17 protein-coding genes are annotated in these 25,077 nt (G+C 65.7%); 5 read left to right on the top strand and 12 right to left on the bottom strand.

What is annotated here, in order from left to right; genetic code table 11:
• The first annotated feature begins 242 nt into the window (after window positions 1-242).
• Entirely contained in the window at window positions 243-806 is a 564-nt protein-coding gene (locus N6C22_RS14940) for a hypothetical protein (protein ID WP_261651921.1), read from the top strand.
• An 81-nt stretch (window positions 807-887) separates the two neighbouring features.
• Here the strand turns inward: N6C22_RS14940 and N6C22_RS14935 are convergent, their stop codons facing one another.
• The 5 genes from N6C22_RS14935 to N6C22_RS14915 all read right to left on the bottom strand — a co-directional run bounded on the left by N6C22_RS14935 (window position 888) and on the right by N6C22_RS14915 (window position 9,067).
• Window positions 888-1,955 carry a zinc-dependent alcohol dehydrogenase family protein gene (locus N6C22_RS14935; protein ID WP_261651920.1) on the bottom strand — a complete coding sequence of 356 codons (1,068 nt, stop codon included), beginning with the start codon at window positions 1,953-1,955 and terminating at the stop codon, window positions 888-890.
• 110 nt (window positions 1,956-2,065) lie between these two features.
• Window positions 2,066-3,583, bottom strand: a complete 1,518-nt coding sequence (locus N6C22_RS14930; protein ID WP_261651919.1) for an aldehyde dehydrogenase — start codon at window positions 3,581-3,583, stop codon at window positions 2,066-2,068.
• A complete protein-coding gene (locus N6C22_RS14925) occupies window positions 3,580-4,677 on the bottom strand; it encodes a mandelate racemase/muconate lactonizing enzyme family protein (RefSeq protein WP_261651918.1) in 1,098 nt (365 codons plus the stop codon). The genes N6C22_RS14930 and N6C22_RS14925 overlap by 4 nt, the downstream gene beginning before the upstream one ends.
• Before the next feature lie 67 nt (window positions 4,678-4,744).
• Entirely contained in the window at window positions 4,745-6,661 is a 1,917-nt protein-coding gene (locus N6C22_RS21215) for an endonuclease/exonuclease/phosphatase family protein (RefSeq protein ID WP_261651917.1), read from the bottom strand.
• Window positions 6,662-6,772: 111 nt separating this feature from the next.
• On the bottom strand, window positions 6,773-9,067 hold the full coding sequence (locus N6C22_RS14915) for a PAS domain-containing sensor histidine kinase (RefSeq protein WP_261651916.1): 2,295 nt from the start codon (window positions 9,065-9,067) through the stop codon (window positions 6,773-6,775).
• Between the two features lie 140 nt (window positions 9,068-9,207).
• Here N6C22_RS14915 and N6C22_RS14910 point away from each other — a divergent pair, with 140 nt between their 5' ends.
• Complete coding sequence (locus N6C22_RS14910; protein ID WP_261651915.1) at window positions 9,208-9,873, top strand: glycerophosphodiester phosphodiesterase family protein; 666 nt, start codon at window positions 9,208-9,210, stop codon at window positions 9,871-9,873.
• An 18-nt stretch (window positions 9,874-9,891) separates the two neighbouring features.
• On the opposite strand, the gene N6C22_RS14905 is transcribed toward N6C22_RS14910, so the two are convergent.
• Together N6C22_RS14905 and N6C22_RS14900 are read right to left on the bottom strand one after the other, a co-directional pair.
• Entirely contained in the window at window positions 9,892-11,361 is a 1,470-nt protein-coding gene (locus N6C22_RS14905; protein ID WP_261651914.1) for a DASH family cryptochrome, read from the bottom strand.
• Between the two features lie 45 nt (window positions 11,362-11,406).
• Window positions 11,407-11,802 carry a secondary thiamine-phosphate synthase enzyme YjbQ gene (locus N6C22_RS14900; protein WP_261651913.1) on the bottom strand — a complete coding sequence of 132 codons (396 nt, stop codon included), beginning with the start codon at window positions 11,800-11,802 and terminating at the stop codon, window positions 11,407-11,409.
• 134 nt (window positions 11,803-11,936) lie between these two features.
• On the opposite strand from N6C22_RS14900, the gene N6C22_RS14895 reads away from it, so the two are divergent.
• From N6C22_RS14895 to N6C22_RS14885, 3 genes are read left to right on the top strand one after another with little or no spacing between them, the layout of a single operon-like run.
• The gene (locus tag N6C22_RS14895) at window positions 11,937-13,268 is read left to right on the top strand and encodes a hypothetical protein (RefSeq protein ID WP_261651912.1); all 1,332 of its coding nucleotides are present in this window, start codon (window positions 11,937-11,939) and stop codon (window positions 13,266-13,268) included.
• A gap of 50 nt (window positions 13,269-13,318) precedes the next feature.
• The gene (locus N6C22_RS14890; RefSeq protein ID WP_261651911.1) at window positions 13,319-14,662 is read left to right on the top strand and encodes a hypothetical protein; all 1,344 of its coding nucleotides are present in this window, start codon (window positions 13,319-13,321) and stop codon (window positions 14,660-14,662) included.
• A 32-nt stretch (window positions 14,663-14,694) separates the two neighbouring features.
• Entirely contained in the window at window positions 14,695-15,735 is a 1,041-nt protein-coding gene (locus N6C22_RS14885) for a hypothetical protein (RefSeq protein ID WP_261651910.1), read from the top strand.
• Here N6C22_RS14885 and N6C22_RS14880 read toward each other — a convergent pair whose 3' ends face one another.
• From N6C22_RS14880 to N6C22_RS14860, 5 genes are read right to left on the bottom strand one after another with little or no spacing between them, the layout of a single operon-like run.
• Window positions 15,736-16,887, bottom strand: coding sequence for a rhodanese-like domain-containing protein (locus N6C22_RS14880; RefSeq protein WP_261651909.1), 1,152 nt, complete (start codon window positions 16,885-16,887; stop codon window positions 15,736-15,738).
• A gap of 46 nt (window positions 16,888-16,933) precedes the next feature.
• Window positions 16,934-18,952, bottom strand: a complete 2,019-nt coding sequence (locus N6C22_RS14875; RefSeq protein ID WP_369684417.1) for a SpoVR family protein — start codon at window positions 18,950-18,952, stop codon at window positions 16,934-16,936.
• 42 nt (window positions 18,953-18,994) lie between these two features.
• Window positions 18,995-20,305 (bottom strand): YeaH/YhbH family protein, encoded by a 1,311-nt coding sequence (locus N6C22_RS14870; protein WP_261651907.1) that lies wholly within the window; start codon window positions 20,303-20,305, stop codon window positions 18,995-18,997.
• A complete protein-coding gene (locus N6C22_RS14865; protein ID WP_261651906.1) occupies window positions 20,296-22,581 on the bottom strand; it encodes a PrkA family serine protein kinase in 2,286 nt (761 codons plus the stop codon). The genes N6C22_RS14870 and N6C22_RS14865 overlap by 10 nt, the downstream gene beginning before the upstream one ends.
• The gene (locus tag N6C22_RS14860; RefSeq protein WP_261651905.1) at window positions 22,581-24,653 is read right to left on the bottom strand and encodes a PrkA family serine protein kinase; all 2,073 of its coding nucleotides are present in this window, start codon (window positions 24,651-24,653) and stop codon (window positions 22,581-22,583) included. Before N6C22_RS14860 ends, N6C22_RS14865 begins: the two co-directional genes overlap by 1 nt.
• Window positions 24,654-25,077 lie beyond the last annotated feature (424 nt).

Below are 25,077 nucleotides of genomic sequence, written 5' to 3'. Positions count from 1 at the left end.
GCCGGAGTCGGTACCACTCCCCCGACAGCACGTCCCGATAACTGGTGCTTACGCGATTATCGTAACCTGACAACTTCGACGTCTGTGAATCGTTCCTCTGTCCTGTGGCGTCCATCGGCGGCCGTGACGATGGAGGTATCGTACTGATAACTATGCTGTCAGCCGCCGAAATGCCATCACTCTACCACGGCCGCGGGTCGCCCAGTGTCGTGGGGGGTTGGGAATCACGGAGACACATGACCATGTCCGAAGAGAAGCAAACGAGGCGTCGAACAGTATTGAGAACTATCGGGACCGGAATCATCGGTAGTATCGCCCTCGCCGGGACTGGAGCGGCTGGCCCTGGAAACCTGCAGTGGGAACTCGCCGAGGTGCGGTCGGCGACCGCCGAGTACAACGACCCCGCCAATGCACTTGCGGATGGGTATCTGGCAACAGACCATCCGGTGTGCGGGATGGGGTATCACTACCTGAACCCGGGTCTCCTCGGCACGACCGAACGGACGGCTGCACAGGTCCTCGCGTACGGCGAAGACGACGAGGGCGAACTCGTACTCGGGGCGGTCGAATTTCTCGTGCCGAAGGCTGGTCCGTACAGTGAGGAGCCACCCAGCTACTTCGACTACGACGATGGCAGGGAGGAGTGGGGGATACTAGAGGCACCATCGAAGGTTCCATTCGACTATCTATGGGCGCTCCACGCATGGGTCCATACCAACAATCCAGAGGGCGTCTTCCACCACACCAATCCACGCGAGCAGTTCTCAGGCGAGGAGTTCTGCCACGAGGGCGGGGGTGGCCACTGAGGAGACGTCCAGAGCGCCAGCGGACACCGTTCTTTTCTACAGGGTCCCGGTCGATTCTCGGCCTGCAGAGTCAACCAGTTCTCAGAACGTATCGCAGACCGGAATCCCCACAGTATCGTAGTCCCCGAGATTCTCGATAACGCCGGGCACCTCATCCAGCGAAATCCGCTCGCTCACGATTCGCCCGGGCTCCAGCTTCCCCGTCTCCATCATCCGGAATATCTCGTCGTACTCGTTCGGGGGCGTCCCGAAGGACCCGTAGAACTCGCGCTCGTCGGTGACCATCGTGTCCACCGGCAGGGACACCTGCCCGCCTTCGTCACTGGTGGTCATGCCGATCTGCAGGTGCTGTCCACCCTTGCCGAGCGAGTTCATCGCGTTCTGGCAGGTCTCGGCGATGCCCAGTGCGTCGACTGCGATGTCGGCTCCCCTCGACGACTCGGTGTGCTTCTTCACCGCCTGCGGCACGTCCTCGACCTCGGTGACGTCCACGACCCGGTCCGCGCCCAGTTCGCGGGCACGGTCCAGCTTCTCCTCGGCGAGGTCCACTGCGATGACGTTCGCGCCGAGGGCATCCGCGATATGCACAGCAGAAAGGCCGACGCCGCCACAGCCATGCACCGCAACCCAGTCGCCGGGCGTCACGTCGACCCGGTGGACCAGCCCGTGGAAGGCGGTCGCGAACCGGCAGCCGAGGCCGGCCACGTCCACAGGGTCCACCCCATCTGGCAGCTTCACGACGTTGTGGTCGGCGTTCCTGACGGGGTAGTACTCCGCGAACGCGCCGCCCTGGATGGGGAGGAAGCCCATCGGGACCGAGCGCTCACAGATGTTCCCGCGGCCGCCGCGACAGTGGTGACACGAGCCACAGCCGAGGTTGAAGGGGTTGGTGACGCGGTCGCCGGGGCGGAACCGGTCGACGTTCTCGCCGACCTCGACGACGGTCCCGGCGGGTTCGTGGCCGAAGACGAGCCCCGGTGTGGGCATCATCCCGATCCACTGCCAGTCGCCCTGCCAGGCGTGCCAGTCGCTCCGGCACACCCCGCAGGCCTCGGTCTCGACGACGATTCCGTCCTCGTCACACTCGGGTCGGTCGACCTCCTCGACCGACAGCGGTTCACCGGTTCCCTGGAAGACGACTGCGCGCATGTGTATGGGAAATCCTTCAGGGTATAGAAGCTTAAAGTTAATGATTAAATATTATAATAATGGCTGGTGCGGTAGCTCAGGACCCGCAGAAACTCGTCCCCGAACCAGCCTCAGCCCAGGTTCGGGATGTCGCCGAAGCTCATCTTCACCGTCTTCGTCTGCTGGTAGGCTTCCATGGCCTCGACCGCCAGCTCGCGACCGATACCGGACTGCTTGTACCCGCCGTAGGGCGCGGGCTCGAACATGTCATTGTAGGTGTTCACCCAGACCATCCCTGCTTCGAGGTCGCGCGAGACCTCGTGGGCCGTGTTCAGGTCTGTAGTCCAGACGCCCGCTGCGAGGCCGTACTCGGTGTCGTTGGCGCGTTCGACCACCTCACCCGTACTCTCGAACTCGAACACCGCGAGTACCGGCCCGAACACCTCGTCGCAGGATAATCGGGAATCGTCGGCAACGTCACCGAAAACGACTGGGGGGACGAACGGCGCGTCCGCCAGCTCCTCGGGAACCGGCTTCTCCAGCAGCACACTCGCACTTGCAGCCTTCGCGGTCTCGACGTGGTCCTGCACCTCGGCCTGGTGGTCGAAGTCCACCATCGGCCCGATGTCTGTCAGGGGCGAAAGTGGGTCCCCGACGTTCAACTCCTCCACGCGGCCCACGAACCGCTCCATGAACTCGTCTTTGACGTCCTCGTGGAGGAACAGCCGCGAGCCGGCGGTACACTGCTGGCCCTGGTTGAAGAAGATGCTCACGAGCGTCCCCTCGACGGCCTCGTCGAGGTCGGCGTCGGGGAAGACGATGTTCGGGCTCTTCCCACCGAGTTCGAGCGACACAGGGTGGATGTGCTCGGCCGCGTTCCGCATCGCGGCCTGCCCCGCGCCGGTCCCGCCGGTCAAGCTCACCTTCCCGACGCCCTCGTGGCCGGTGATGGCGTCGCCGACCACGCTCCCGGCACCAGTCACCACGTTCAGCGCGCCCGGCGGAAGGATTCGGTCGACTATCTTCGCGATCTCCAGCGTCGAGAGCACCGCCCGCGAGGACGGCTTGTAGACGACGCTGTTGCCCGCGGCGAGGGCGGGCCCGAGCTTCCAGGCGACGAACATCGCGGGGAAGTTCCACGCGCTGATGCAGCCGACGACACCGTAGGGCTCCTGTCGCGTGTGGATGAGCTTGTCGTCGCCCGACGGCGGGACCCGGCCCTCGTCGGCGGTCCGGGCGAGGCTCGCGAAGTGCCGGAACTGGTCAATGAGGATGGTCGTGTCGACGAACAGCGAGTGCTTGTTCGGCTTTCCGACTTCCAGACTGTCCAGCCGGGCGATTCGGGTCTTCTGAGCTTCGAGTTCGTCGGCGATTTCGTGGAGCAACTCGGCGCGCTGCTGGGGCGTCTTCTCGCCCCACGAGCCCTCGAAGGCGTCCTGCGCGGCCGCCACGGCGCGGTCGACATCTTCTCTTGAGCCCTGCTGGAAGCGCGCGAGTTCCTCGCCGGTGGTCGCGTCGGTCGTCGCGGTCGTCTCACCCGATTCGCTCGCGACCCACTCGCCACCGATGAGGTGGCCGTACTCCTCTTCGGGAATCGCCTCTGCGGCGACGCTCCGGTGCTTCTCCAGAACGTCTTCGGGCAGGCTCATTCCGGTAGCACCTCCCGGTCGAGCGTGATGCCAAGGCCCGGCTCATCGGGCGGCGTCACGTACCCATCCTCGTGGTCGAGGGTCTCCTCGAGGAGGAAGTCACGCGCCTCGCAATCCCACGGTGGCTCCATCGGGAACTCGCACCACGGCGAGCCCGCGACGGCCATCACGTGGAGGTTCGCCGCGAAGCCGATGCCGTTCGTCCACGTGTGGGGGACGAACTCGACACCGTGGTCTGCGGCTCTCGCGGCGACGTTCACGCCACCCTGAATCCCGGTCGCCAGGGCCGCGTCGGGCTGGACCACATCGAGCGCCCCGCGGTCGAGGAACTCGTGGAAGTGGTGCAGCCCGTTGTTGAACTCGCCGCCCGCGATGGGAACCGTCGTCGCCTCGCGGAGCCGGGCGTAGTTGTCGTACTCGTGCCGGGGAAGTGGCTCCTCCAGCCATTCGATGCCGCCCACACCCTCCAGGTCTCGGGCAAATCGCAGGGCGTCCTTGTACGACCAGCGTTCTTCCTCCTGCATGATGCGGACCGACCAGCCCTTGTTGGCGTCGACCATCAGGGGCAGGTCCGGGAAGGCGTCGCGAATCTCCCGGACGATGTCGATGTCGTCGGGTCTGGTCACCCGGAGCTTCACCGCCTGAAAGCCCTCGTCGACCCGGTCCTGGATGTACTCGATGCGTGCGTCGGCGTCCTGCACCTCACCCGTGCTGGCGTAGCAGGGAATCGGGTCGTCGCTCCCGCCGAGAATCTCGTACACCGGCTTCCCGGCCGTCTTCCCGATGATGTCCCACAGCGCGAGTTCGATGTGCCACGGTCGGGGCCCGATGAGGTCGATACTCTCCAGCTTGCGTCGAATCGCGTCCACGTCGTGGGGGTCCTCCCCCGTGAGAAAGAGCGACAGCGGTGTCTCGTACTCCAGGCCGCCGGCGAAGCTCGGACTGGCCGTAATCCCCGTGAATCCCTCGTCGGTTCGTATCTCGAACAGTTCAACCTCGTGGCTCGACTGCGGGTAGCCCGGAATCCACGTGGGCTGGAACGACCCGTCGAGCGGGTGGCTCAGGTGGTGCTGGGTGACGCCGGTTATCTGCATATGCCACTAGCTCACACGCTAATCACCTAAGGATTCAGACGGATGGGTGGGGGTCTTTATCAGCGGGTCAGCGCCGGAGGGTCGCCATCACGGCGCGGTGGTCCGAGTCCTCACCGTCGCCGTGGACTCCAGCCTCGGTGACGGACCAGCCGTTGGCCGTCCAGACGTAGTCGATGCGCATGGTCGGGTCGGCTGCCGGCCACGTTCCACCGCCCTCCTCGGGCTTTCCGGCTGCTACCCACGCGTCGGTGAACGACTCGGCCATGACGGTGTAGGCAGGGTCGTTCTGCGGTTCGACGTTGAAGTCGCCGAGGACGATGGTCTCCTCGTCCGACCCCGCGAGGTCGACCACCGCTCGCGCTTCCTCGCCCTGCATCTCGATGGCCTCGGGCGTCCCCTCCTGCTGGGTCTGGAGGTGGGTCACGACGACCGGGAGTTCCCCTGCCGGCGTGTCGAGCATCACCCGGAGTGCGAGCCGGGGCGGCGACTGGTACGTCGGCAGCGAGACGAGTTCGCTCTCCGTGACCGGCCAGGCCGACAGAATCGCGACGCCGTAACTCGCCGCCGAGGTCGGCGCGCCGTAGTGGTAGTGATAGCCGAGTTCCTCCGCCAGCCAGCGGACGCCATGGACGTTCCCGGAGGTGATCCGGTTGCCTTCGGACTCCTGCAGACCGACGACGTGGGCACCACTCTCTTCGATGACCGACAGCACTTCGTCGAGGTTGTACTCGCCGCGCTCGCCCGCCAGGAACTGGTGGACGTTGTAGGTCATCGCGGTCAGTTCGGTCCCGTCGGGTTCGCTGGCGGTCCCGAGCGTGCTGGGGAGCGCGAGCGTCCCGGCCCCCAGTGCGGCCGCCCCGACGGCGCTCATGGCCGACCGCCGGGCGGGGTCGGGCGTCGGTTCTCGCCTGCTGTCGGTGGTTCCGGGCCCGTGGTCCACGCGGAGCCCCTGGGCGAGGACGGACACCGGGAGTAGCGCGCCCAGCACGAACAGGAAGTGTGCAGCCCGGTCGTGGGTCAGTGCGAACACCGGCCCGGGCATGTACTCCGCATTGAGTGCGGAGACATGCAGGAACAACACGACGACCGCCAGCACCTGCAATCCGAGGGTCGCCAGCCACCCCCGAGAGGACGCTCGAGCCCCAGCTACACCTTGTGCGAGAAGGCCGACCGCGAGCGCCTGCGCGGGCAACGCGGCGACCGACCCGAGCAGGTCGAACCAGATGAGGTCGGCCAGCGAGAGCAGGAACAGCCCACTCAGCACGGGGGCGGTCGTCCGGTCGGGCACGCCCCTGACGGCGAGATAGCCGACGCCGACCACGAGACCGGCCACGGCGGCACCGGCGGTGAGTTCGTACGACCGGAGGTGCCACGTCGCGAGGACGGCTGGCGCGCCCAGGAACGCGGCTTCGACGAACACGAACAGCGCCAGCGGCGTGACGTCCACGGACTGGGTCGGCAGGTCACCCCTGACTATCCAGAGGGTCGACGCGCCGACGAGGACGCCAGTGATGAGCAGCAGCCCCTTCCCGATGGTCGTCGCGTACAGCGGTGCCAGGTCGAGCGCGCTCCTGACCGCGACCAGCGCGAGCAGCCCGGTCGCTGCCCCGGGAGCCACGCTCGTCGGCGAGCGTCGGAGCGCGAGGACGAACAGTGGAAGCACGACGAGCTGGACGCCTAGCGTCGCGAGGACCGCCTGGGAAGGCGGCGTGAGCATCGAGACTGCAAGCAGGACAGGGATGGCCAGCGACCCGGCCGCGAGCAGCTTGTCGCGACGGGCACCCGCCATGCCGACGAGGGGGAGTACCCACGCGCTCGCCAGCAGGAACATCAGCAGGGCGGTCGCGTTCGGTCCGCCGATCGAGAAGTTGAGGAGGTAGATTCGCGAGACGGTCTGTTCGAACGTCGCGACTGCGACGACGACGAGGGCCGCCACGGCGAGCGCAACGTGGAGAGAGTCGGTGCGTGAGGTCGTCGATGACACGGGTCGATATATATTCACTCTGGACCACGGTGAAAGATGTTGTGGCCTCGTTTCGTGAATAAACGAAGACAAATTAGAACAGGAAGGAACGATTCGAACGTTTCTGGCGAATCAGATGCGGATTTCGAAACGCGCACCGCCCTCCTTGCTGGAGACGAGGTCGAGGTCCCAGCCGTGGGCCTCGGCGATGAGGGCGACGATGGCGAGTCCGAAGCCCGTCCCGTCCGACGAGCCCGTGACGCCGCGCTCGAACACCCGGTCTCGGTCTTCCGGCGGGATGCCGACGCCGTCGTCCTCGACGAAGAATCCCACCGCCGGGTCGTCGAGACGGCCGACCCGGACCGTGAGTGGCTCCTGGTTGGAATCGGCCGAATCCTCGGAGGTTCCATGTTCGACGCTGTCGCCGGGCTGTGCCCGGCTGCTCGTGGAACCGTGTTCCACACTGTTCCGGAACAAGTTCTCGAAGAGCTGTTGCAGCCTGACGGCGTCGGCGTCGATGGTGCCCAGGTCGTCGGCCAGCGACAGTGTCGCGTCGCCGGTGTCGACGACGCTCCAGGACATGGTCGCGGTCGCGGCGAGGTCGAGCGACTCCGTCTCACCGAGGACGCGACCCTGCCGGGCGAGTTCCAGCACGTCGGTCACGAGGTCGTTCATCCGGTCGAGAGCAGCCCCGACCTCCGTGATGTAACGCAGTTCCTCGTCCTCCTCCGCCAGCGTGAGGTACATCTTGGCGACAGAGAGCGGGTTCCGCAGGTCGTGGCTGATGACGCTCGCGAACTCCTCCAGGCGTTCGTTCTGGCGGGCGAGTTCGGCCTCGCGGTCCCTGAGCGCCTGGACCCGGTCGAGCCGGTCCAGCATCGTCTCGACGGTCGTCGCGAGGACCTTCCCGAGCGCCTCGTCGCCGGGCGGAAGCGTCGGGTCGGTCGTCCCGACGACGACGACGCCGTGTCGCCCGAGCGGGAGGACGAAGTCACCCCACGGGACCCTGTCCCCCGACGAGGTCACCGCCCGGACCTCGGTCCGTACCTCGTCCCCGATGAAGGCCTGCCAGGCCGCCCCGTCGTCCCGCGGAATCGGGGCCGGCTCGCCCGCGACCGCCGCGAGGTCGTCGGACCACGCTTGCGGGACCAGCTCGTCGGTCTGCGGGTCGAACTCGTACACACAGGTCAGCGAGTAGTCGAGCACGTCCGCGAACAGCTCGACGGCGAGTTCTGCGACCGCCGTCGGGCTCTCGGCCAGGAGCAGTCGTTCGTTCCCCCGGTACAGCGCCGACAGGCGCTCGACGTACAGGCGGTGGTCGGTCACGTCGGTCGCGATGTCGATGACACCCTCGACCGCGCCGGACTCGTCGAACAGTGGAGCGTGGACGACCTCGAACAGGATTGTGGTGCCATCGACCTCCAGGGAGACCTCGGAGGTGACGGGTTCCCCCGTCTCCATCGCCCGCTGGTCGGTCGCCCACACCTCTGCTGCCGTGGCCTCGTCGATGACGTCCGGGAGCGTCTTGCCGAGCACATCCATGCTACCGGGGCCGTCGGCGGTGTCGACCGCTTCGTTGAGGTAGCAGTGCCTGCCGTTTCGGTCTTTGATGGTGACGACGTCGGGCAGGACATCGAGGACGCTCTGTAGCCGACGCTCGGTGGTCTGGAGGGCACCCATCGACCGCGCCTGTCCCAGGGCGTGCCCGACGACGCGGCCGAGTGCGTCCAGCTTCGCCGGGATGGCCCGGGACCCCACGAGGCCGAGGACGCCCCGTAACTCGCCGTCGCTGGTGAGCGAGACGGCGACCTCTGCGGAGTCATCGTCGTCCCCCTGCTGCATGGCGCTCGCGAGTCGGTCGGTCGCGTCTGCCGGAAGTGCAGTGACGCTTCCGGCCGTCGCGCTGGTATCCCCGTCGGCCACGATGGCCCACGCGCCCTCGCAGGCCCCACAGCGAACCAGCGTCTCACAGGTGGCGGTGAGCACCGTTGCCTCGGTCGACGCGTCGACCAGGGCCGTTGCGACCGCGCCGACCGGGTCCCTCGTCGCCGGGCCACCCGGGGGAACGTGTCGGGCGAGTCGGCGGACCAGCACGTCAGGGTCGTCGAGCACCGTACTGGTCGTCAGCACCTCGGTGACGTCTCTCGCGAGAGCGTCGCGGGCCACCTCGTCGTCGTCCGCGACGAACACGCGCACCGTGTCGCCGACGCCACCGGCGAGGGCGTCGAGCAACTCGATGCCGTCGTCGCCGTCGAGGGTCGTCCCGACCACGAGGCACTGGACGTCGTCGTCGAGCGTCGACAGGGTCTCGGAGAGCGTCGTCGTCACGACCACGTCGTAGCTGCCCTGGTCCTCGAGAGTGGCCGACACCTGTTCGGGCCACTTCTCACCGGACCCATCGGCGAGACAGACCCGGACCGTGTTCATGCCTGAGCATTGGTGGGGAGTGCAGAAGACCGTTACTAGCCGGTGGAACCCCGCAGAGACGGCCGGTCGGGCGTCGGAGTCGACCTGGTGGCCCGGTTCCAGGAGAAACGCGTAAATTACTCGCTGTCGAGTTTGCAGTCGTGCGATTGATTGCGCATCGCGGCTTCGCCGAGGAAGCCCCCGAGAACACCGTTTCGGCCGTCGAACACGCCGTCGCCGCCGGCGCGGACGTGGTCGAGGTCGACGTGCGCCGGTGTGCTTCCGGCGAGGTCGTCGTCCACCACGACGAGACCGTCGACCGGGTGACCGACGGGAGCGGTGCGGTCGCGGACCACACCCTCGCCGAGTTGCAGGCGCTCTCGGTGCTGGGCTCTGGCCAGAGCGTCCCGTCGCTGGCACAGGTCCTCGACGCCCTCCCCGCCACGATCGGCGTCAACGTCGAACTCAAGGAGACCGGGCTGGCGGCCGACGTGGCCGCCCTGCTCGCGGACCACGAGGGCGAGGCCATGGTCTCCTCGTTCCAGGAAGCCGCGCTCCGCGAGATGCGCGAGGCGGACTCGACGGTCCCGACCGCCTACCTCACCGACCGGTTCCGCGACTGTCCCGTCTCGACCGCGCGCGAACTCGGCTGCTCGTTCGTCCACCCGCACTACCGGCTCTGTCTCCTCTCGCGCCTGGTCGAGCGCGCCCACGACGCCGGCATGGAGGTGAACGTCTGGACCATCCGTCACGGCGCGATCGCTCGATTACTCGCGGTTCGGGGGGTCGACGGGGTCACCTCGGACCGCAGCGGGATTCTGGACTGACGCGATTCGGCTGCGTTCTCACTCCAGGTGGTCGTAGGTGCGCTCCAGCCTGACCATCGGCTCCGGGTAGTCCGTCCCGAGTTCGAGGTCGTACTCCGTGCGCAGGTGCCGGGGCATGGTCCACGGCTCGTGGGCGTATTCCGTGGGAAGTGACGCCAGCGCCGGAATCCACCGTTTCACGTACTCGGCGTCGGGGTCGTACCGGTTCGCCTGCCAGACGATGTCGAAGTACTTGTCCCGCGAATCGTTGCCGACGCCCGCGATGTACGCCCAGTTCCCGTAGTTCGAGCAGGGGTCGTAGTCGACCAGCTTCGTCTCGAAGTAGGCCGCACCCCGTCGCCAGTCAAGGCGCAGGTTGTTCGCGAGGAACGAGGCGGCGTTCTGGCGGGCGCGGTTGCTCACGTACCCGGTCTCGTTCAGTTCGCGCATCGCGGCGTCGACGAACGGGATGCCAGTCTGGCCGGTCGCCCACAGCCGGAACCGCTGGTCGTCCCACAGCCACCGGATGTCGGTGCGGTTCCGGATTCCCTCCCGGCGGAAGTGCTGCCCCTCGTGCTTGACGAACTGGAACTGGAAGAAGTCGCGCCAGCAGAGCTCGAACACCAGCCAGTACGTCGAGTCGTTCGCGACCCGTTCCGCCTCGTATCGCTTCACCTCGTCGTAGACGTACCGCGGTGAGAGACAGCCCAGCGCCAGCCACGGCGAGAACTTCGAGGAATAGTCCGACCCGACGAGCCCGTTCCGCGTCTCCTTGTACTCCCGCAGGTGGTCGCCCTCCCAGAGGTACGATTCGAGGCGCTCCAGTGCACGTGTTTCCCCGCCTTCGAACGGGAGGGCACCCCGTTCATCGGCGGTCGCCGGTTCGGTCCCGCACGGGGCAGTCGGGACCTCACCCATCGCTTCGCCTCCAGTCTCGGCTCCTCCCGCGGTCACCGGCAGCGGCGGCAACACCGGAACCGGGCGTGGGTCACGGACCGTCGACTCGTTCTCGACCGCCTTGCGGAACGGGGTGAACGTGTCGTCGATGATCCGGGCGTCGGTCGGCAAGTCGTCGAGGTGGTACAGCGTGTGGCCCCAGTGCGACTGGACCTCGACCCCCTCGTCGGCCAGGGCGGCAGTCACGGCCGACTCGACCGCCCGCTCCTCGCTCGTCGGGACGGCCGAAAGGTGGAGCTCGTCGGCGTCGTGGGCGGCAGCGAGTTCAGGGAGGATGTCCTCGGGCTTCCCCTCGCGGACCACCAGCCCGCTGCCGTGCTCGTGGAGTCGCTCGCGCAGGTCGGCGACGCTCTCGGTGATGAACCGCGTCCGGAACCCCCCGGTCTTCTCGAACGAGAACGAGTTCGGCCCACCGTACTCCTGTTTCCCGAACTCTCGCGGGTCGAAACAGTAGACCGGTAACAGGTCGTCTGCCGCCGACGCGGCCACCAGCGCCGGATTGTCGTGACAGCGAAGGTCCCGGCGGAACCAGACGAGAGCTGTCTGTGTCATGCCGGTAGTAGGTTTCGTCCCTGCTTGTACCGACTCCCCGACTAGTTAGCCCCCCGTGACTGTGACCACCACGTTTCTGGTCCGCGGACCATCGCATTCTACCAGTAACACGGACTGCCACGTGCCGAGCATCGGCTCGCCCTCGTCGACCGGAATCGTCACGTCCGAACCGAGAACCGTCGCCCGCAGGTGCGAGTCCGCGTTGTCGTCGATGCGGTCGTGCTGCCAGCCCTCGTCGGGGACCAGCCCGTCGACGAACGCCGCGATGTCCTGGCGAAGTCCGGATTCCGCCTCCTGGACCACCACGCCGGCGGTCGTGTGCTGGACGTATACCGTACAGAGACCGCTCGCATCGGCCGGAATCGCCTCCCGAACCCGGTCGGTCACGTCGACGGTGGTCGTGCGGGCGTCGGTCTCGACGCTGAATCGGTCGATGTGCATACTGCTGCTTCGACTGCGAGGTGGAAGAGGCTTGGCTGGGCGGCTCAGGGACGCCGTGTTCGTCGTTCTCGCTCGCATACTCGCGGGAACGCGAACCTTTTAACTGGACCACTACTCTCTCCCCGATAGCGCAGATGCGGTTGCGACTGACAGCCACGGTTGTCCTCACGCTCGCCCTTTGCATGACGCCGGTCGCCGGTGCCACGACGGCGACGACCGGCGGGACTGGCACCGTGGTGTCGCAATCGCCCTGGAGCGTCCCCGAGAGAACCGTCGACCAGCCGGGCGACCCCGTCGTGATTCCGGTCCGGCTCGACGACGGCGAGACCGAGGCGACGGTCACCCTCGGAAACGACTCCATCGGCTACCAGCTCACGGTCACGGTCGTGGACGAGAACGGTGACGGGCGGGTTTTCCTGACGTGGAACACGTACCACGCTGGCGTCGTCCCCGACGCCCACCTCGACCGGGTCGTCTCGGCCGGGCTGGACAGCGTGACGAACGCGACGCGGTCGTCGTCCCAACGGGACACACACCTCCCCGATGCCCGGTACGACGTCTCGGTCTCGCACGATGGTGAGGTGGTGGCGAATGGGTCTGTCCTCCTCGAGGTCGACCCGCTCCGGGCACAATCGATGCGGATTCTGGAAGGACCGCCCGAGGCGAACGCGACGACCGCGCTCGCCCAGGCGTCGCTCTCCAGCGACATCGAACTCGACGAGTGGCTGTTCATCGAGGTGAACGACTCCAGCGTCCACGGCTACGTCGACGACGTCTCCGACCTGACGGGACGGGGAACCGAGGGCGTCACGATGCACATCCAGGAGATCAACGGCGGGCCCGCGGTCGACCTGACCCAGGCCGAGTTCATCCATCGCCCGGCGAAGGACGTGTTCGTGTTCGCGTTCCCCCCGAACACCATGTCGTTCGAGGCCGAGTCGACCTACCGGGCCACCTTCACCGTCGCGGAGTCGAACCCCTACGCTGTCACGCAGGAACGGGTGATGCAGGACTTCAGGGTACTCCCGGCCGGGTCCGAACAGGACGGCGCGACCATCGAAGTGGTCGAGGTCGAGGCACCAGAGTCGGTCATCGAGGGCCGCGACGCGATGTTCTCCGTGACGCTGCTCAACTCCGGTGAGCGTTCCGGGACCGCCGACCTGAACGTCTCGCTGGGGTCGGTGACCACGACCCGCCAGATAACGCTCTCGCCGCAGTCCCGGACCACGGTGACGGTCCCGGTCGACACCGCCCCACTCACCGAGGGCACGTTCCCCTATCGCGTCTCCGTCGTCGGCGGCGACCGGAGCCTCACCGGCGACGTGAACATCACGCTGACCGACGACCCGCCGAACACGAACCCGACGCTGGCACCCCGAACCGAGGAGGGCCAGCCCGGATTCGGGCTGGTCGTGGCTGCGGTCGCGGTCCTCGCGGTGGTCGGGCGTGTCGTCGCGCGGTCGTGAATACACAGAAAACTTATCAGTCAGTTCGAGAGAATTACGGATAGACAGGTATGCGAACCGCCCTCCAGGCGACCCGAGTGCTCACTCTCGTCGTCGTCTTCGCCCTCGTCACAGCGACAGCGCCTGTGACAGCCACAGGTGGTAGCACCGCCCCGGCATGTCAGCACCCAGACCAGCTCACCGACGCCGCCCCGGTTCTTCCCGTGAACGAATCGGGGAACGTCTCGATACTGGCCTACGGCGTCGGCCCGAACGTCACCGCAGCCGAGGTGCCCGACGCCAGCACCGCCTCGAACACCGTCCCACTCGGTGGGATGCTCGTGGTCCGAATCACCGCGCCGGGTATCGGTAGTCGGGTCGAGAACGCGAGCGTCCTCGAAGAGCCCGCCCCCTGGCTACGATTCAGGTGGCCCTGTGGCGCGCACTCCGCCACCGGGGGCCGCGTCGTCGCCGGGTCGTCCCCAGACACGGTGTATCTGGTGTACGACGACACCGACGAGTGGGACCTCATCGGTGACGAACATGGAAAAGTCACCATTCGCCTCGAACTACCGGCGTCGTGGGACGGCGTCTCCGAGGACCGAACCGTCCATGAGACGGTGAACGTCACCAAGCCACAGTTCTGGATAGCGGGTGGTCCGACGCTCCATGTGCCTCCCAGCGCCGACGCGACGCTCGAAGGGTGGTACTGGCTCGACGCTGATGCGGACATTCGGCTGACGCTCTCGAAAGACGGCGACACCGTCGTCCAGAAGACCGTCACGCCCACGTCCGAGGCCTGGGAAACGACGGTCGACCTTTCGGGGTTCGAGAACGGTTCGACCCTCCGGTATCGCCTCTCCCACGACGGCGTCACACACGACGAGGGTTCGATACTCATCGACCCCTACCTGGTCGAACCACTGACGGTCTCCCTCGACGACGAGGGTCGTGTCGGTAGAACTACACAGCTCTCGCTGGAGGTTAGCAAGCACGGACGCGAGGACATCGAGCGAACCCTCACGTACCGGGTCGTGGATCCCTCGACCGGTGAAACGGTCAGCTCGGCCGAGCGGACGCTTCGGCTGTCCGCAGACGGATACACCAAGGAGTCGAGGACGTTCTGGTTCGAGGTACCGGACACCCCTGGTCGCTACGAACAGGTGCTCTCGTTTGCAAACACGACGTACCGGCAGCAGTTGGTGGTGAATCCGACGGCCACGAGCGAGAGACCGTCGACGACGACGCCGGATCTGACGAACCACGTCTCGGACCGAACGACCGCGACGGGCACAGTCCCGGAAGGCGACCTCACCCTCGCCGACGACCCCGGAAGCGGTGAGATTCCCGGCTTCGGGGTCGGTGCCCTCGTGCTGGCGTGGCTCACGATGGCCGCGTACGTCAGGATACGATAGCTAACCAGTGTTCGATTCGAGTGAAATCTACGATGTCCCTTCCCCTCACACGATTCCGACTCGGTACCGCCGCACTCGCGCTGTTGCTCGTGACGAGTGCGATAACACCCGCCCTCGCATCCTCGATGGACGACCGGAAGCGCCCCTGTGGCACGACGCTCGGGACACCGGCTGACGCTCTCCCAGCCGGGACACAGAACGCCTCTATCGACGTCTATGGCGTCCGGGCGAACGTGACCGCATCCGACCTCCACACCGACCAGTTCGAGCGGGTCGAACCCGTGCCACTGGAGGGCTCGCTCGTTCTCGAGTTGCGGGGTGTCCGCAACGACACCCTCGACGAAGGCCACTCGAACGTTGACTTCGGCTGGCGGTGTCTGACTGGTGTGAACGCCGGAGAACCTACGCTTGTCCACGGAAAGTCCGGTGACGTGGCCTACCTGCTGTACGACGAGCCTGCGGAGTGGGAAATCCCGGGGCTTGACGAGAACGGGACCGCGGAGGTCTGGGTCGTCTATTCCCTCCCGGATGGCCGGTCCACCGACGACGGGAAGACGCGACTCGAAACCGAGGTACGGGTCGAACGGGCAATGGTCGAGCTGGCGGGGGACGGCCCGGTCAATGCGAAGCCCACGGCGGACGCGACACTCGATGGCTGGAGCCACTTCTCGACCGACGAGACGGTGACGCTGACCCTCGAACGAGATGGGGAGATAGTAACGAGCGAGAATATCCGGGTGACGGGCGACGAATGGCGTACGACCGTGGACCTCTCCGAATTCGACCCCGGAACCGAACTTCAGTGGCGGCTCACCCACGATGGGGAAACACACTCGGATGGTACACTGGTCGTCGAAGGCATCGAGACACGCACAGAGACGACGGGGACGACCGTGACAGAGACGCCGACACCACCGAGTCACACGTCGGCAACCTGGGAACCAACTCCACAGACTCCTCGCGGCGACCCTGTCGAGGTCAAGTTCGAGGACAGCGAAACCCGAAGCGTTCCCGGTTTCGGCGTCCTCCCTGCCCTCACTGCCCTCGCCCTGCTCGGACTCCGCCGTCGCTAATCACTCCTCGGCCGCACACCGGTTCGGCCCGAGTTCGAGTTCCACCGCTTCCTTCTCATCGTCGAGCGATTCCCGCCCGGTGTTCACGGCGATGACGCGCTCGTAGTTCGGGGGCTTCTCGGGCAGGTCGTCGGTGATTTCGGCGACGAAGGTTTCCCGGTCGTCCTGCAGCAATCCGGCGGACTGCCGCCGTTCCCCAACCGTCGCGGCCACCGGTTCACCGGGCGTGATGGGCGTCGAACCGTCGTCTGCCACGGGAAAGTGCCCCGGACACACTGTCACAGGATCCGGTTCGGCGAGCAGCGTCCCATGGAGCGTGTCGTACAGCGACTCCGCGCCGCCCACCGCTTCCTCGCCAGAGAACTGTAACTCGGTCCGGCCCACGGACTCCACGAACAGCGTGTCTCCGGTGAGGACGGCAGCCGCGTTCACCAGGTAGCTCACCGATTCCGAGGTGTGCCCGGGCGTGTAGAGCGCTTTCAGGTCGACCTCACCCACCTCCACGACCGTGTTCCGCGCCAGCGGTTCGTACTCGTAGTCGACCTCGCGGTCTTCGGCGGCGCGCTCGCCGAGGTAGTACGGGACGCCAAGCTCGTCCGCGAGTGCCCGGCCGCCGGAGACGTGGTCGGCGTGGACGTGCGTGTCGAAGACGGCGACGACTTCGTATCCTGCTCCTTCGGCGGCTTCGCGGAACTCGTCGGTCTGGCGGGTCGCGTCGATGACGGCTGCCTGCTTCGTCTCCGTGCAGCTGACGACGTAGCCCAGACAGCCCTTGGCGCGGCGCTGGAGTTGGACGACCTCGACGGAGTCGTCGATCGTCGGGACCGTCGTCACGTCGTACGCGCCGCTGTAGGCCGCCATGCCGCCGTCGAGGACCGCCACGTCGCCGTAGCCGAGCTTCGTCAGTTCGTCGGCGAAGGCGTAGGATGACCGCCCGATGGCGCAGATGGTGACGATTGTCTCGTCCTCGGTCGCGCCGGTGGCCGACTGGAACTCGGCCTTCTCGACCTCCTCGCCGGGCTTGTACGGGTAGTTCACGGAGTCGGGGAGTCGCCACCCCTCGAAGCTCTCTTCGCCGCGTGTGTCGACGACCAGGAGGTCCTCCGACTGCTGGCGCTCGCGGAACTCCTCGACGGAGATGGTCTCGGTCATACCCTGAGTAGGGGTCCGAAGGCGAAAAATGGTCGATGCGAACTGCTTAGGCCAGCCACTCCTCGGGCTTGGTGTCGTAGTCGACGTCGTCGGCCGAGAGGTGTTCGACCTCCTCCCAGGCGAGGTCGGTTACCTCGAACTTCTCGCCGTCGAACCGGATGAGCTTGCCCTGTTCGGTGGGCTTGGGCTCGCGGTTGCGGCGGCGGGCGACCTCGCGGTCGTGGTCCGAGATCTCCTTCACGATGGTCATGAGGTTCACCGGCCGCCCCCAGAGCTCGAACACGCGTTCGAGCGTCTGTTTCGCCTGCTTGATGTCGAGCATGACGCCGTTGTACTGGTGGCCGAGCAGCAACTCGTTGCGATTGTTGTAGTTGCCGTCGTACACCGCGATGGTCGGCTTCCCGAAGTTCGTGAAGTGGAGTAGCAACTTCTTCTTCACGTCGCTGGCGTCCTGACTGGCGACGCGATACTGGCCGGTCGCGTGCGAGAACTCGTAGGTGAAGTACTCGTTCTCGTCGATGAACTCCTGGGTCAGGAACTCGTCGATGAACGTCACGTCGTTGTGGCTGCGGCACACCTCACGCATGCGGTCCCAGCCGCGCGAGTAGTCGACGTCGGCGAGCGCCTCCTCGACGGAGTCGTACACCTGGTCGTCGAACAGGTAGCGCCCGATGCGCTCCAGTTCGGACTGGCCGATGCGCTCGATGAACCCGCGGTTCTGGCGCTTGACCAGCGAGTAGTGCCGGTGGCACAGCCCCTCGTAGGTCAGCACCTTCCACGGGTACTTGACGATGTCAATCTCGCCAGCCTTCGCCTGCTCGACCGCCTCCCAGTCGACGTACTCCTCGGGGAGGTCGTCGAGTGCGTCCAGGTCGTCCGGGTCGATGGCGGTCAGCGCGTCGGGTGGCGCGAGCAGGTCACGGACCTGCGCGAAGTCGACCACGTCGGCGAAGTTGCGCCAGGTGATACCCTTCGTCCGCAGGAGCTTCTCGACGACGTCCTTGCGGTTCGTCGAGTTCTCGATGTACTCCCAGAGCTCCTTCCCGAGTTTGTACGGGTTCAGCCCGGGCGAGCCAAGAACTGCCGCCTGGTGCTCGGCGTAGTTGATGAACTCGTCGTCCCCGGCGAAGCGCTCGTCGCCCATCATGAGCGACTCCCAGTACGCCGCCCAGCCCTCGTTCATGACCTTCGTCATCTTCTGCGGGGCGAAGTAGTACGCCTCGGCGCGCATCATGTCGAGCACGTCGCGCTGCCACTCCTCCATGTCGACGGCTTTCTCGGCAGCAGTGTCGTATCGCTTGCCGTACTTGCGGAGGAACGCGAGCACGTCCTTCTCGGGCGATTCCGGGAACGTGGCCGGTCCTTCGTCCTCCTCCTGTCTGGCGAGCCACTCCTCGTCGAACACCTCGCGGCGAACCTCCTCAGAGAGGTCGAGTTCGTCGAGTTTGTCCTCGATGTCGGCGAGGTCGAGGTCCTCACGGACCGCCTCGCGGCTCTCGGAGGTCACCGGCGCGTAGCGCTTGTGCTGGTCGATGTTGTCCTCCAGCGCCAGCGCGTTGTCGATCCACTTCTCGACCTCGGCACGCTCCACCTCGGGGTGTTGCATGTACTCCGTGATGGCGCGAGCGTGGCGCTCCAGCATCGCGGCCGCGTTGGGCGTGCCGCCCGAGAACAGCTGGAACCACTCGTTCTTCGCGAAGAAGTCGGAGTGCGCTTCGACGTGAGTGATGACGGCCTTCTGGTCGGCCAGCGTGTTCGACTCTTGCAGGAACGCGTGTGCCGGGTCGTCGTTGTTGACGATCTCGAACGCCTTCCCGCCGCTGTACTGGCCCTGCTTCTGCTGGCGGTCGTACTGCATGCCCCAGCGCCAGTGCGGGTAGCGGTGCTGGAAGCCGCCGTAGGCGATGAGCTCGTTCATCTCGTCGTAGTCGACGATCCAGTAGTTCACCTCGTACGGGGAGAGCCCGAGCTTCTTCGCGAGGTTGCGCGCCTCCTCGACGGGTTCGCGCAGGCCCCCTGCGATGCGCTGTTTCCTGAATCTATCTGCTTCACTCACGCGAACCACCCCGTGGTTCGGGTGTGTTCGATGCAAACATCGTTTGAATCGTTACTCATCTGAATCACCCTCCGTGGAGAGGATAGTGTATATCGCGTCGGTCACGTCCTCCGGGCTGGAGACGTACGCGACGGCGACGTTGTCGCTGCCGGCGAAGTGCGATTCGACCTCCTCGGCGTGGGTCGCATTGATGGCCGTCCCGGTCGGCTGGGTCTCCACGTAGGCATGGAGGTTCGCGTCGATGCTCTCCATCATCGGGATGACCCGCTCTTCGGTGTCGTTGCTGGAGTTCTCGGAGTCGCCGGCCGCGAACACGTACCGGTTCCACTCGCTCCAGGGGTACTCTTCGAGCAGCAACGCCGCCAGCTCGTACGCGCTGGATATCTTCGTCCCGCCGCCGGAGCGGATGCCGAAGAACTCCTCGCGGTCGACCTCCCAGGCCTCCGCGTCGTGGGCGATGTAGACGAACTCGGCGTTGTCGTACTTGCCCGTGAGGTACCAGTCGAGCGGCGTGAACACGCGCTCGACGAGTTCGCGCTTCTTCTCGCGCATCGAGCCGGAGACGTCGCGGATGTTCACCACGACGACGTTCTTCTCGCGCTCCTCGATGATCTCGGGGTGGCGGTAGCGTTCGTCCTCGCGGCGGAACGGCACGTGCTTGATGCCCTCGCGCCGGATCTTCTGGTAGGTGGTCTCGCGTTCGACGTTCTCCTCGACCTCCTCGATGGACTCCCAGGTCGTCTTCTCGTCGTCGGGAATCTCGTTGTAGCGGTCGACGAGCCACGCTTTCGAGACCGGAATCGACTGGCCGCGGGCCCACTCATAGGCCGTCTGTGGCCCCCAGCCCTCGATCTTGAGCACCTCGGTCAGGAAGTTCTCGTCGAAGTCCATCGCGAGCTTGCGCTTGAGCCCCTCCTTGAACATGCGCTCGAAGTCGAGCGTCGAATCGGGGCCGGTCCGCGTGATGTCCGTGAACGGGCCTTCTTTCTCCTCGATGACGCGCTTGCCCTTCGGTTCGAGGTCGAGCCCGAGTTCCTCGTCGAGTTCCTGGGCGAACTCCTCGGGGTCCATCTCGTAGTACTCGTGCTCGCCGCCTTCCTCACCGGCCTCGCCCTCCTCGCCCTCGCCGGGCTGTGGCTGGGGCTGGCCGACCGGGTCGCCGACCTCGGCGTCACCCTGGCCGACGCCACCCTGGTCCAGGCGGTCGTACTCGAAGTTGGGGAGGTCGACGATCTTGATGGGGATGCGGACCTCGTCCGGGCCACTGCGGCCGAGTTCACCATACTGGATGAACTCCTTGAGGTCTTCGCGGCGCTCCTCGCCGACTTCGCGGAACCGTTCGATGTCGTCTTTCAGTCCCATCTGTATGCCACCTGTCCCATGACGTGTCTGCTGGTCAGTTCGGCCGACGCTTCCGAGTAGCCGAGCAGGTCGACCATCGCCTGGATGGTCTTCTTCTTGAGCGCCAGCGTCTCGGTCCCACTCGGCGGGTCGTCCCACTGGCGTGGGTCGAGGTCGTCGTAGATGCGACGGACGTCGTCCCAGTCGTTCGATTCGAGGACGGTCTTGATGACCGGAATCGCGGTGAGGTCGACGTTGTCGATGCTGAAGTCCTCGTCACGGTGCTCCCACGCGTGGCGGTTCAGCGCCGTGATGATCTTCTCGCGGCGGAACGACTGCACCTCGGGACTCGGCTGGTCGCCGCTGTAGTCCGGTTCCTCGAAGCGTCCGAGGTGTTCGACCTCGAATATCTTCATCTTCAGCGGGTCGGGCTCCTCGCGCTCGCCCCGCTCGTTGATGATGGGTTCGTCCGTCTCCCAGGCGTACACCTGCTCGACGTACTCGGCGACAGTCGCCTCGTCGACCTTGCGGTCGTGCATCATCGCGTCGATGACGTCCTGCTCCTGTGCGCCGAAGATGTGGTTCTTCACCTCGGCGACGCGGGCCTCGAACTCGGTTCGCTCGCCGGTGGAGAACACCGGGGCGTCGACGAGTCCTTCGGCCAGCGCGTTCAGCACGTCGCGCGGCATGATGACGCGCTCGACGTGGAGGTCCGGGTGGTGCCGGTCGGTCTCCTCGTGGAGGAGGTCCGCGAGGATGTCGCGGGTGTAGGTGACCGGAATCCCGTGGGTCCCGTCGGCCGAGTCGCCGTCGAAGTCGAAGTCGGCCTTCGACTGCCGCGTGTCGCCCTCCTGCAGGTAGCCACGGTCGAAGAGGATGGCCTTGTCCACGAGGTCGACCCCCGTGGGCAGGTCGTCGTCGTCGAGGCGCGTGACCACGCTGTAGAGCGCAGCGGCCTCGATTGCGTGTGGTGCGAACTCCCTGTCCATGAGCTCGCCCGACGACTGCTTCACCGCGACGACGACCGGCTGGCGGATCTTCTCCGCGAGGTCGTCGTACGATTCGGCCGTCCAGACCGTGTGCTCGCCGGTGAGTTCCCGGCGGATGAGTTCGGTCTCCAGCGAGAGGTTCGTCAGGTACGCGAACTCGTGCTTGTCGAGGCGACGTTTGAGTGCTTTCAGTGGGTCCATTCCCTGTCGTTCGGCGTGCTGGTTGAGCACGGCCTCGAGGTCGGGGTTCGAGATGATGAGCAACTGCGTGTCGATGTCCATCCCGATGCCCTTGTCGAGTTTCACCGTCCCCTCGTCGGGGACGTTCAGCAGCTTCTGCAGCAGGTCGGCGTGCTGGGCCGCGTCCTCGACGATAGTGAGGAGGCCGTTGCCCTGGCTGAGGACGCCGTCGTAGCTGAACGCCTGCGGGTTCTTGCGCCCTCTCGAATCGAGCTTCTGGAGCATCCCGTGCATCCAGGAGCCGACCAGGCGCTCCTTCGGCGTGCCGTCGTCCTCCGAGTGGAGGACGCCGACGCCCCGACCCACGTCGACGATGTAGTTCTTGACCCGGAGGTGCCGACTGTCGGCGATGGCCGAGAAGAGGTCTTTGCGACCCTTCCGGCGGTACATCTCCTCCAGGTAGTCGTACGCTTCGCGGCTGAACGGGTCGAGACGCTGGGTCACGTTGATGGGCACGTCGGAGTCGAGCGTCGCGTTGACCTGCGATATGAGGTCTTCGCGGACCTCCGGCGGGAACACCGTCAGCGGGTTCGACTGGACCGGTGATTCGTACCAGTTCGCCTCGTCGTCGCCGCCGAGGTCGTCGCCGTAGCTCAGCCCGCGGCCGCCGCCGGCCGACGCGATGTTCCACTCGACCGTGTAGCGCCGGCCCTCCGGCGTCTTCGAGTACTCGCGGAGGCCGTTGATGAGACAGCGCTTCAGCTCGGACTTGCCCGTCGCCGTGGGCCCGTCGAACCAGAGGATCTTCTCGTGTTTGCCGCGGCCGGACGCGATGGACCGGAGGTCGTCCACGAACGAGTTGAGTATGTCCGTGTTGCCGAGGACGGCGTGTTCCCCGTCGTTGTGGGGGTCGTCGAAGAAGCGGTAGCGCTCCTTCTCCTCACCCTCCTCGATGACGGTCCGGGTGCCGGCCGCCTCGATGGCCTGCAACAGGTACTTCGAGGCGTGGCTGGCGATGCTCGGTTGCTCGAACACCCGGTCGACGTACTCGGCGAGCGACATCGGCCCCTCGTAGGTCTCCTCGAGGGCGCGGTCACCGGCCGTGACGAAGTCGTCTCCCCTGCTCATCAGTCTTCCATCTCTGCTTTGGCGACCTCCGCGCCAGCGAACTCGAGCACTTCTTTCGCGCCGTCACGCGAGTAGCCCTGGTCGATGAGGGCATCGACCCAGGAGTTCCGTTCGTCGTCGTCCGTCTCGTTGGCGGAGACGAGCGCGCTGAAGTTGATGTTGTGCTTCTTGTCTTCCCAGAGCTTGCGCTCGAGTGCGCGGCGGAGGCGTTCGTTGTCCTGCGGGTTGAACGTCGTGCCTTCGCGGGCGCGCCGGCTGACCCAGTTCGAGACCTCCTGGCGGAAGTCGTCCTTGCGGTCCTCGGGGATGTCGAGGTTCTCCTCGATGGAGCGCATGAACTTCTCGTCGGGCTCCTGGTCGCGACCCGTGATGTCGTCCTCGATGGTGTCGTCGTCGATGTAGGCCATGACGTGGTCCATGTACTTCTCGCCCTGGCGCTGGATCTCGTCGATGTCGTACGCCAGCGCGTGGCGGACGTCCTCGATGGCGCGAGCCTTGTACTCCTCGCGGACCATCTCGAGGTATCGGTAGTACGTCTCGAAGTTATCCTCGGGGATGGAGCCGTGGTGCTCCAGGTTCTCCTCGAAGAAGTTGAAGATGGTCAGCGGCGACAGGAACTGGCGGCCGCGGTGCTTCGAGTCCATGATGGCCTCGGCTATCTCGTCGCCGATGAAGCGGGGCGAGACGCCTTCCATCCCTTCGCCGATCTCGGCCTTGGACTCGGCCTCCTCGCGGAGCTTCTTGACGTCGATGTCGTCACCGTCGTCGATCTCGCCGTTGTAGGCCTTCGCCTTCTGGATCATCTCGACGGTCTCGGTGTCGGGCTCCTCGATGCGGGTGAGGACGGCGAACAGGCCGGCCATCTCCAGCGCGTGGGGCTCGACGTGGATGTCGGGCACGTCCGCGTTGTTCAGCATCTTGCGGTAGATGTCCGACTCCTCCTCGTAGCCGAGGACGTACGGGAAGTCGATGCGCTTGGTCCGGTCGTTGAACGCCTCCATCTTCTCGTCGCCCTTCTTGTCCTTGTACTCGGGCATGTTCGTACGCCCGACGATGACCTGGTCGATGTCGATTCTTGGATTATTTTTCGGCTTGATGGTCATCTCCTGCGTCGCGTGCAGGAAGTCGTACAGGAACTCGCGCTGGAGCTTCAGCAGCTCCTCCCCACTGAAGATACCCCGGTTCGCGTTACAGAACGCGCCGGAGTAGTCGAACGCCCGCGGGTCGGACTCGCCGTAGATGGCGATCTTCGAGTAGTTGACGTCGCCCGTCAGCTCGGTCTCGTCCTGGTTCTTCTTGTCCTTGGGTTCGAAGGTCTCCAGGCACTGGCGCTTGTTCTCGTCGGCGAGCAGGCGGACGATCTCGACGTGGTTCTCGAGCACCGACTGGAGGTCGTCCTCGTAGTACTCGAGGAGCTTGTCCATGTAGAACTCGGATTCGGGGTCGAGTGCCTGCTCGTTCCGGATGGTGTAGGGCGCGTCGTGGAGGTTGTTGAGCTCGTCGAGCACGCGCTGTCGCTGGCGGTGCGGGATGAGGACCAGTGGGTCCTGGTTCATCGGTGACCGGACCACGTCGTCTGCAGGGTCCTGGTCGTCGACGATGTCACAGAGGTTCGTCCACCGGAAGGTGTACATCCGGCCCTCGTCGCGGAGTGTGTAGTCCTCGAAGTAGGTTCGACACATCCGGTCGAAGTGGGACTTCCCGGAGCCGACCGGGCCGAGCAGCAGTTTGATACGCCGCTCGGGGCCGAGGCCGCGCGCCCCGGATTTGATCTTGTTGACGAACTCGTGGATGCTCTGGTGGATGACGTTCCCGTAGAAGGTGTTCTCACCGTCGTGGAGCGGGTCCTCCGTCGCGAGTTTGTACTTGACGATGCCCTCGTGCTCGTCGTATTCGGTACCGTAGAAGTCGAACATGTCGGCGACGCGCTGGTGGGCGTTTCGGGCGACGAGTGGGTCCTCGTACAACTCGTTGAGGTACCAGTCGAAGGACTTGGTCTCTCGCAAGTCAGAGGGCATCGACTCCTTGTATTCGTTGCTCAGTTCCGCGAGTGATTCTCTGGTGTCGGTCATGCTATCGTGGACAGGTTCGACGCCCGCCGCGTGCCGGGCACGCCTCCCGGTCGCTCATCTGCGAGACGGCGGTCGTCTGTCTCGGTAGTCCTCCGACGGGTCGGTCGTTCCACGCAGCCGGGCACCCCCACGCCGCCACTCGAACAGCGCCACCGTCAGGTGCGTTCGTCGCGCCGGGCGACGAACATTGTGCCATGTGTGAACGTTCACCACCCTGCGACGTGTAGCCGGGCCTCCCACGCGAGTGGAGTTCATGGGCGGCTCGGAAAGGGCAGGGCGGTCGCGTCGGTAGTTGATACCGAGGAGTGTATACAACTCCGATTCCAAGCCGCATAAGTTTGACCCCAACAAATATTTAGCAGTATAACAACTCCTTTTAAGAGAATCGGTTTCAGTGCGTAAGAACGTTATACGTTGTTCCACC

This window comes from Haloarchaeobius sp. HME9146 (assembly GCF_025399835.1).
GTDB lineage: Archaea > Halobacteriota > Halobacteria > Halobacteriales > Natrialbaceae > Haloarchaeobius.
The sequence above is the reverse complement of the archived record's forward strand: the minus strand, read 5'-3'. Positions and strand labels throughout refer to the sequence as shown.

Coding starts and splice junctions, on each gene's coding strand:
- N6C22_RS14935 (WP_261651920.1), bottom strand. CDS start 1,955: ATGCGCGCAGTCGTCTTCCAGGGAACCGGTGAACCGCTGTCGGTCGAG.
- N6C22_RS14865 (WP_261651906.1), bottom strand. CDS start 22,581: ATGAGCAGGGGAGACGACTTCGTCACGGCCGGTGACCGCGCCCTCGAG.
- N6C22_RS14915 (WP_261651916.1), bottom strand. CDS start 9,067: ATGAACACGGTCCGGGTCTGTCTCGCCGATGGGTCCGGTGAGAAGTGG.
- N6C22_RS14930 (WP_261651919.1), bottom strand. CDS start 3,583: ATGAGCCTGCCCGAAGACGTTCTGGAGAAGCACCGGAGCGTCGCCGCA.
- N6C22_RS14905 (WP_261651914.1), bottom strand. CDS start 11,361: ATGACACAGACAGCTCTCGTCTGGTTCCGCCGGGACCTTCGCTGTCAC.
- N6C22_RS14940 (WP_261651921.1), top strand. CDS start 243: ATGTCCGAAGAGAAGCAAACGAGGCGTCGAACAGTATTGAGAACTATC.
- N6C22_RS14860 (WP_261651905.1), bottom strand. CDS start 24,653: ATGACCGACACCAGAGAATCACTCGCGGAACTGAGCAACGAATACAAG.
- N6C22_RS14895 (WP_261651912.1), top strand. CDS start 11,937: ATGCGGTTGCGACTGACAGCCACGGTTGTCCTCACGCTCGCCCTTTGC.
- N6C22_RS14925 (WP_261651918.1), bottom strand. CDS start 4,677: ATGCAGATAACCGGCGTCACCCAGCACCACCTGAGCCACCCGCTCGAC.
- N6C22_RS14870 (WP_261651907.1), bottom strand. CDS start 20,305: ATGGGACTGAAAGACGACATCGAACGGTTCCGCGAAGTCGGCGAGGAG.
- N6C22_RS14900 (WP_261651913.1), bottom strand. CDS start 11,802: ATGCACATCGACCGATTCAGCGTCGAGACCGACGCCCGCACGACCACC.
- N6C22_RS14885 (WP_261651910.1), top strand. CDS start 14,695: ATGTCCCTTCCCCTCACACGATTCCGACTCGGTACCGCCGCACTCGCG.
- N6C22_RS14890 (WP_261651911.1), top strand. CDS start 13,319: ATGCGAACCGCCCTCCAGGCGACCCGAGTGCTCACTCTCGTCGTCGTC.
- N6C22_RS14880 (WP_261651909.1), bottom strand. CDS start 16,887: ATGACCGAGACCATCTCCGTCGAGGAGTTCCGCGAGCGCCAGCAGTCG.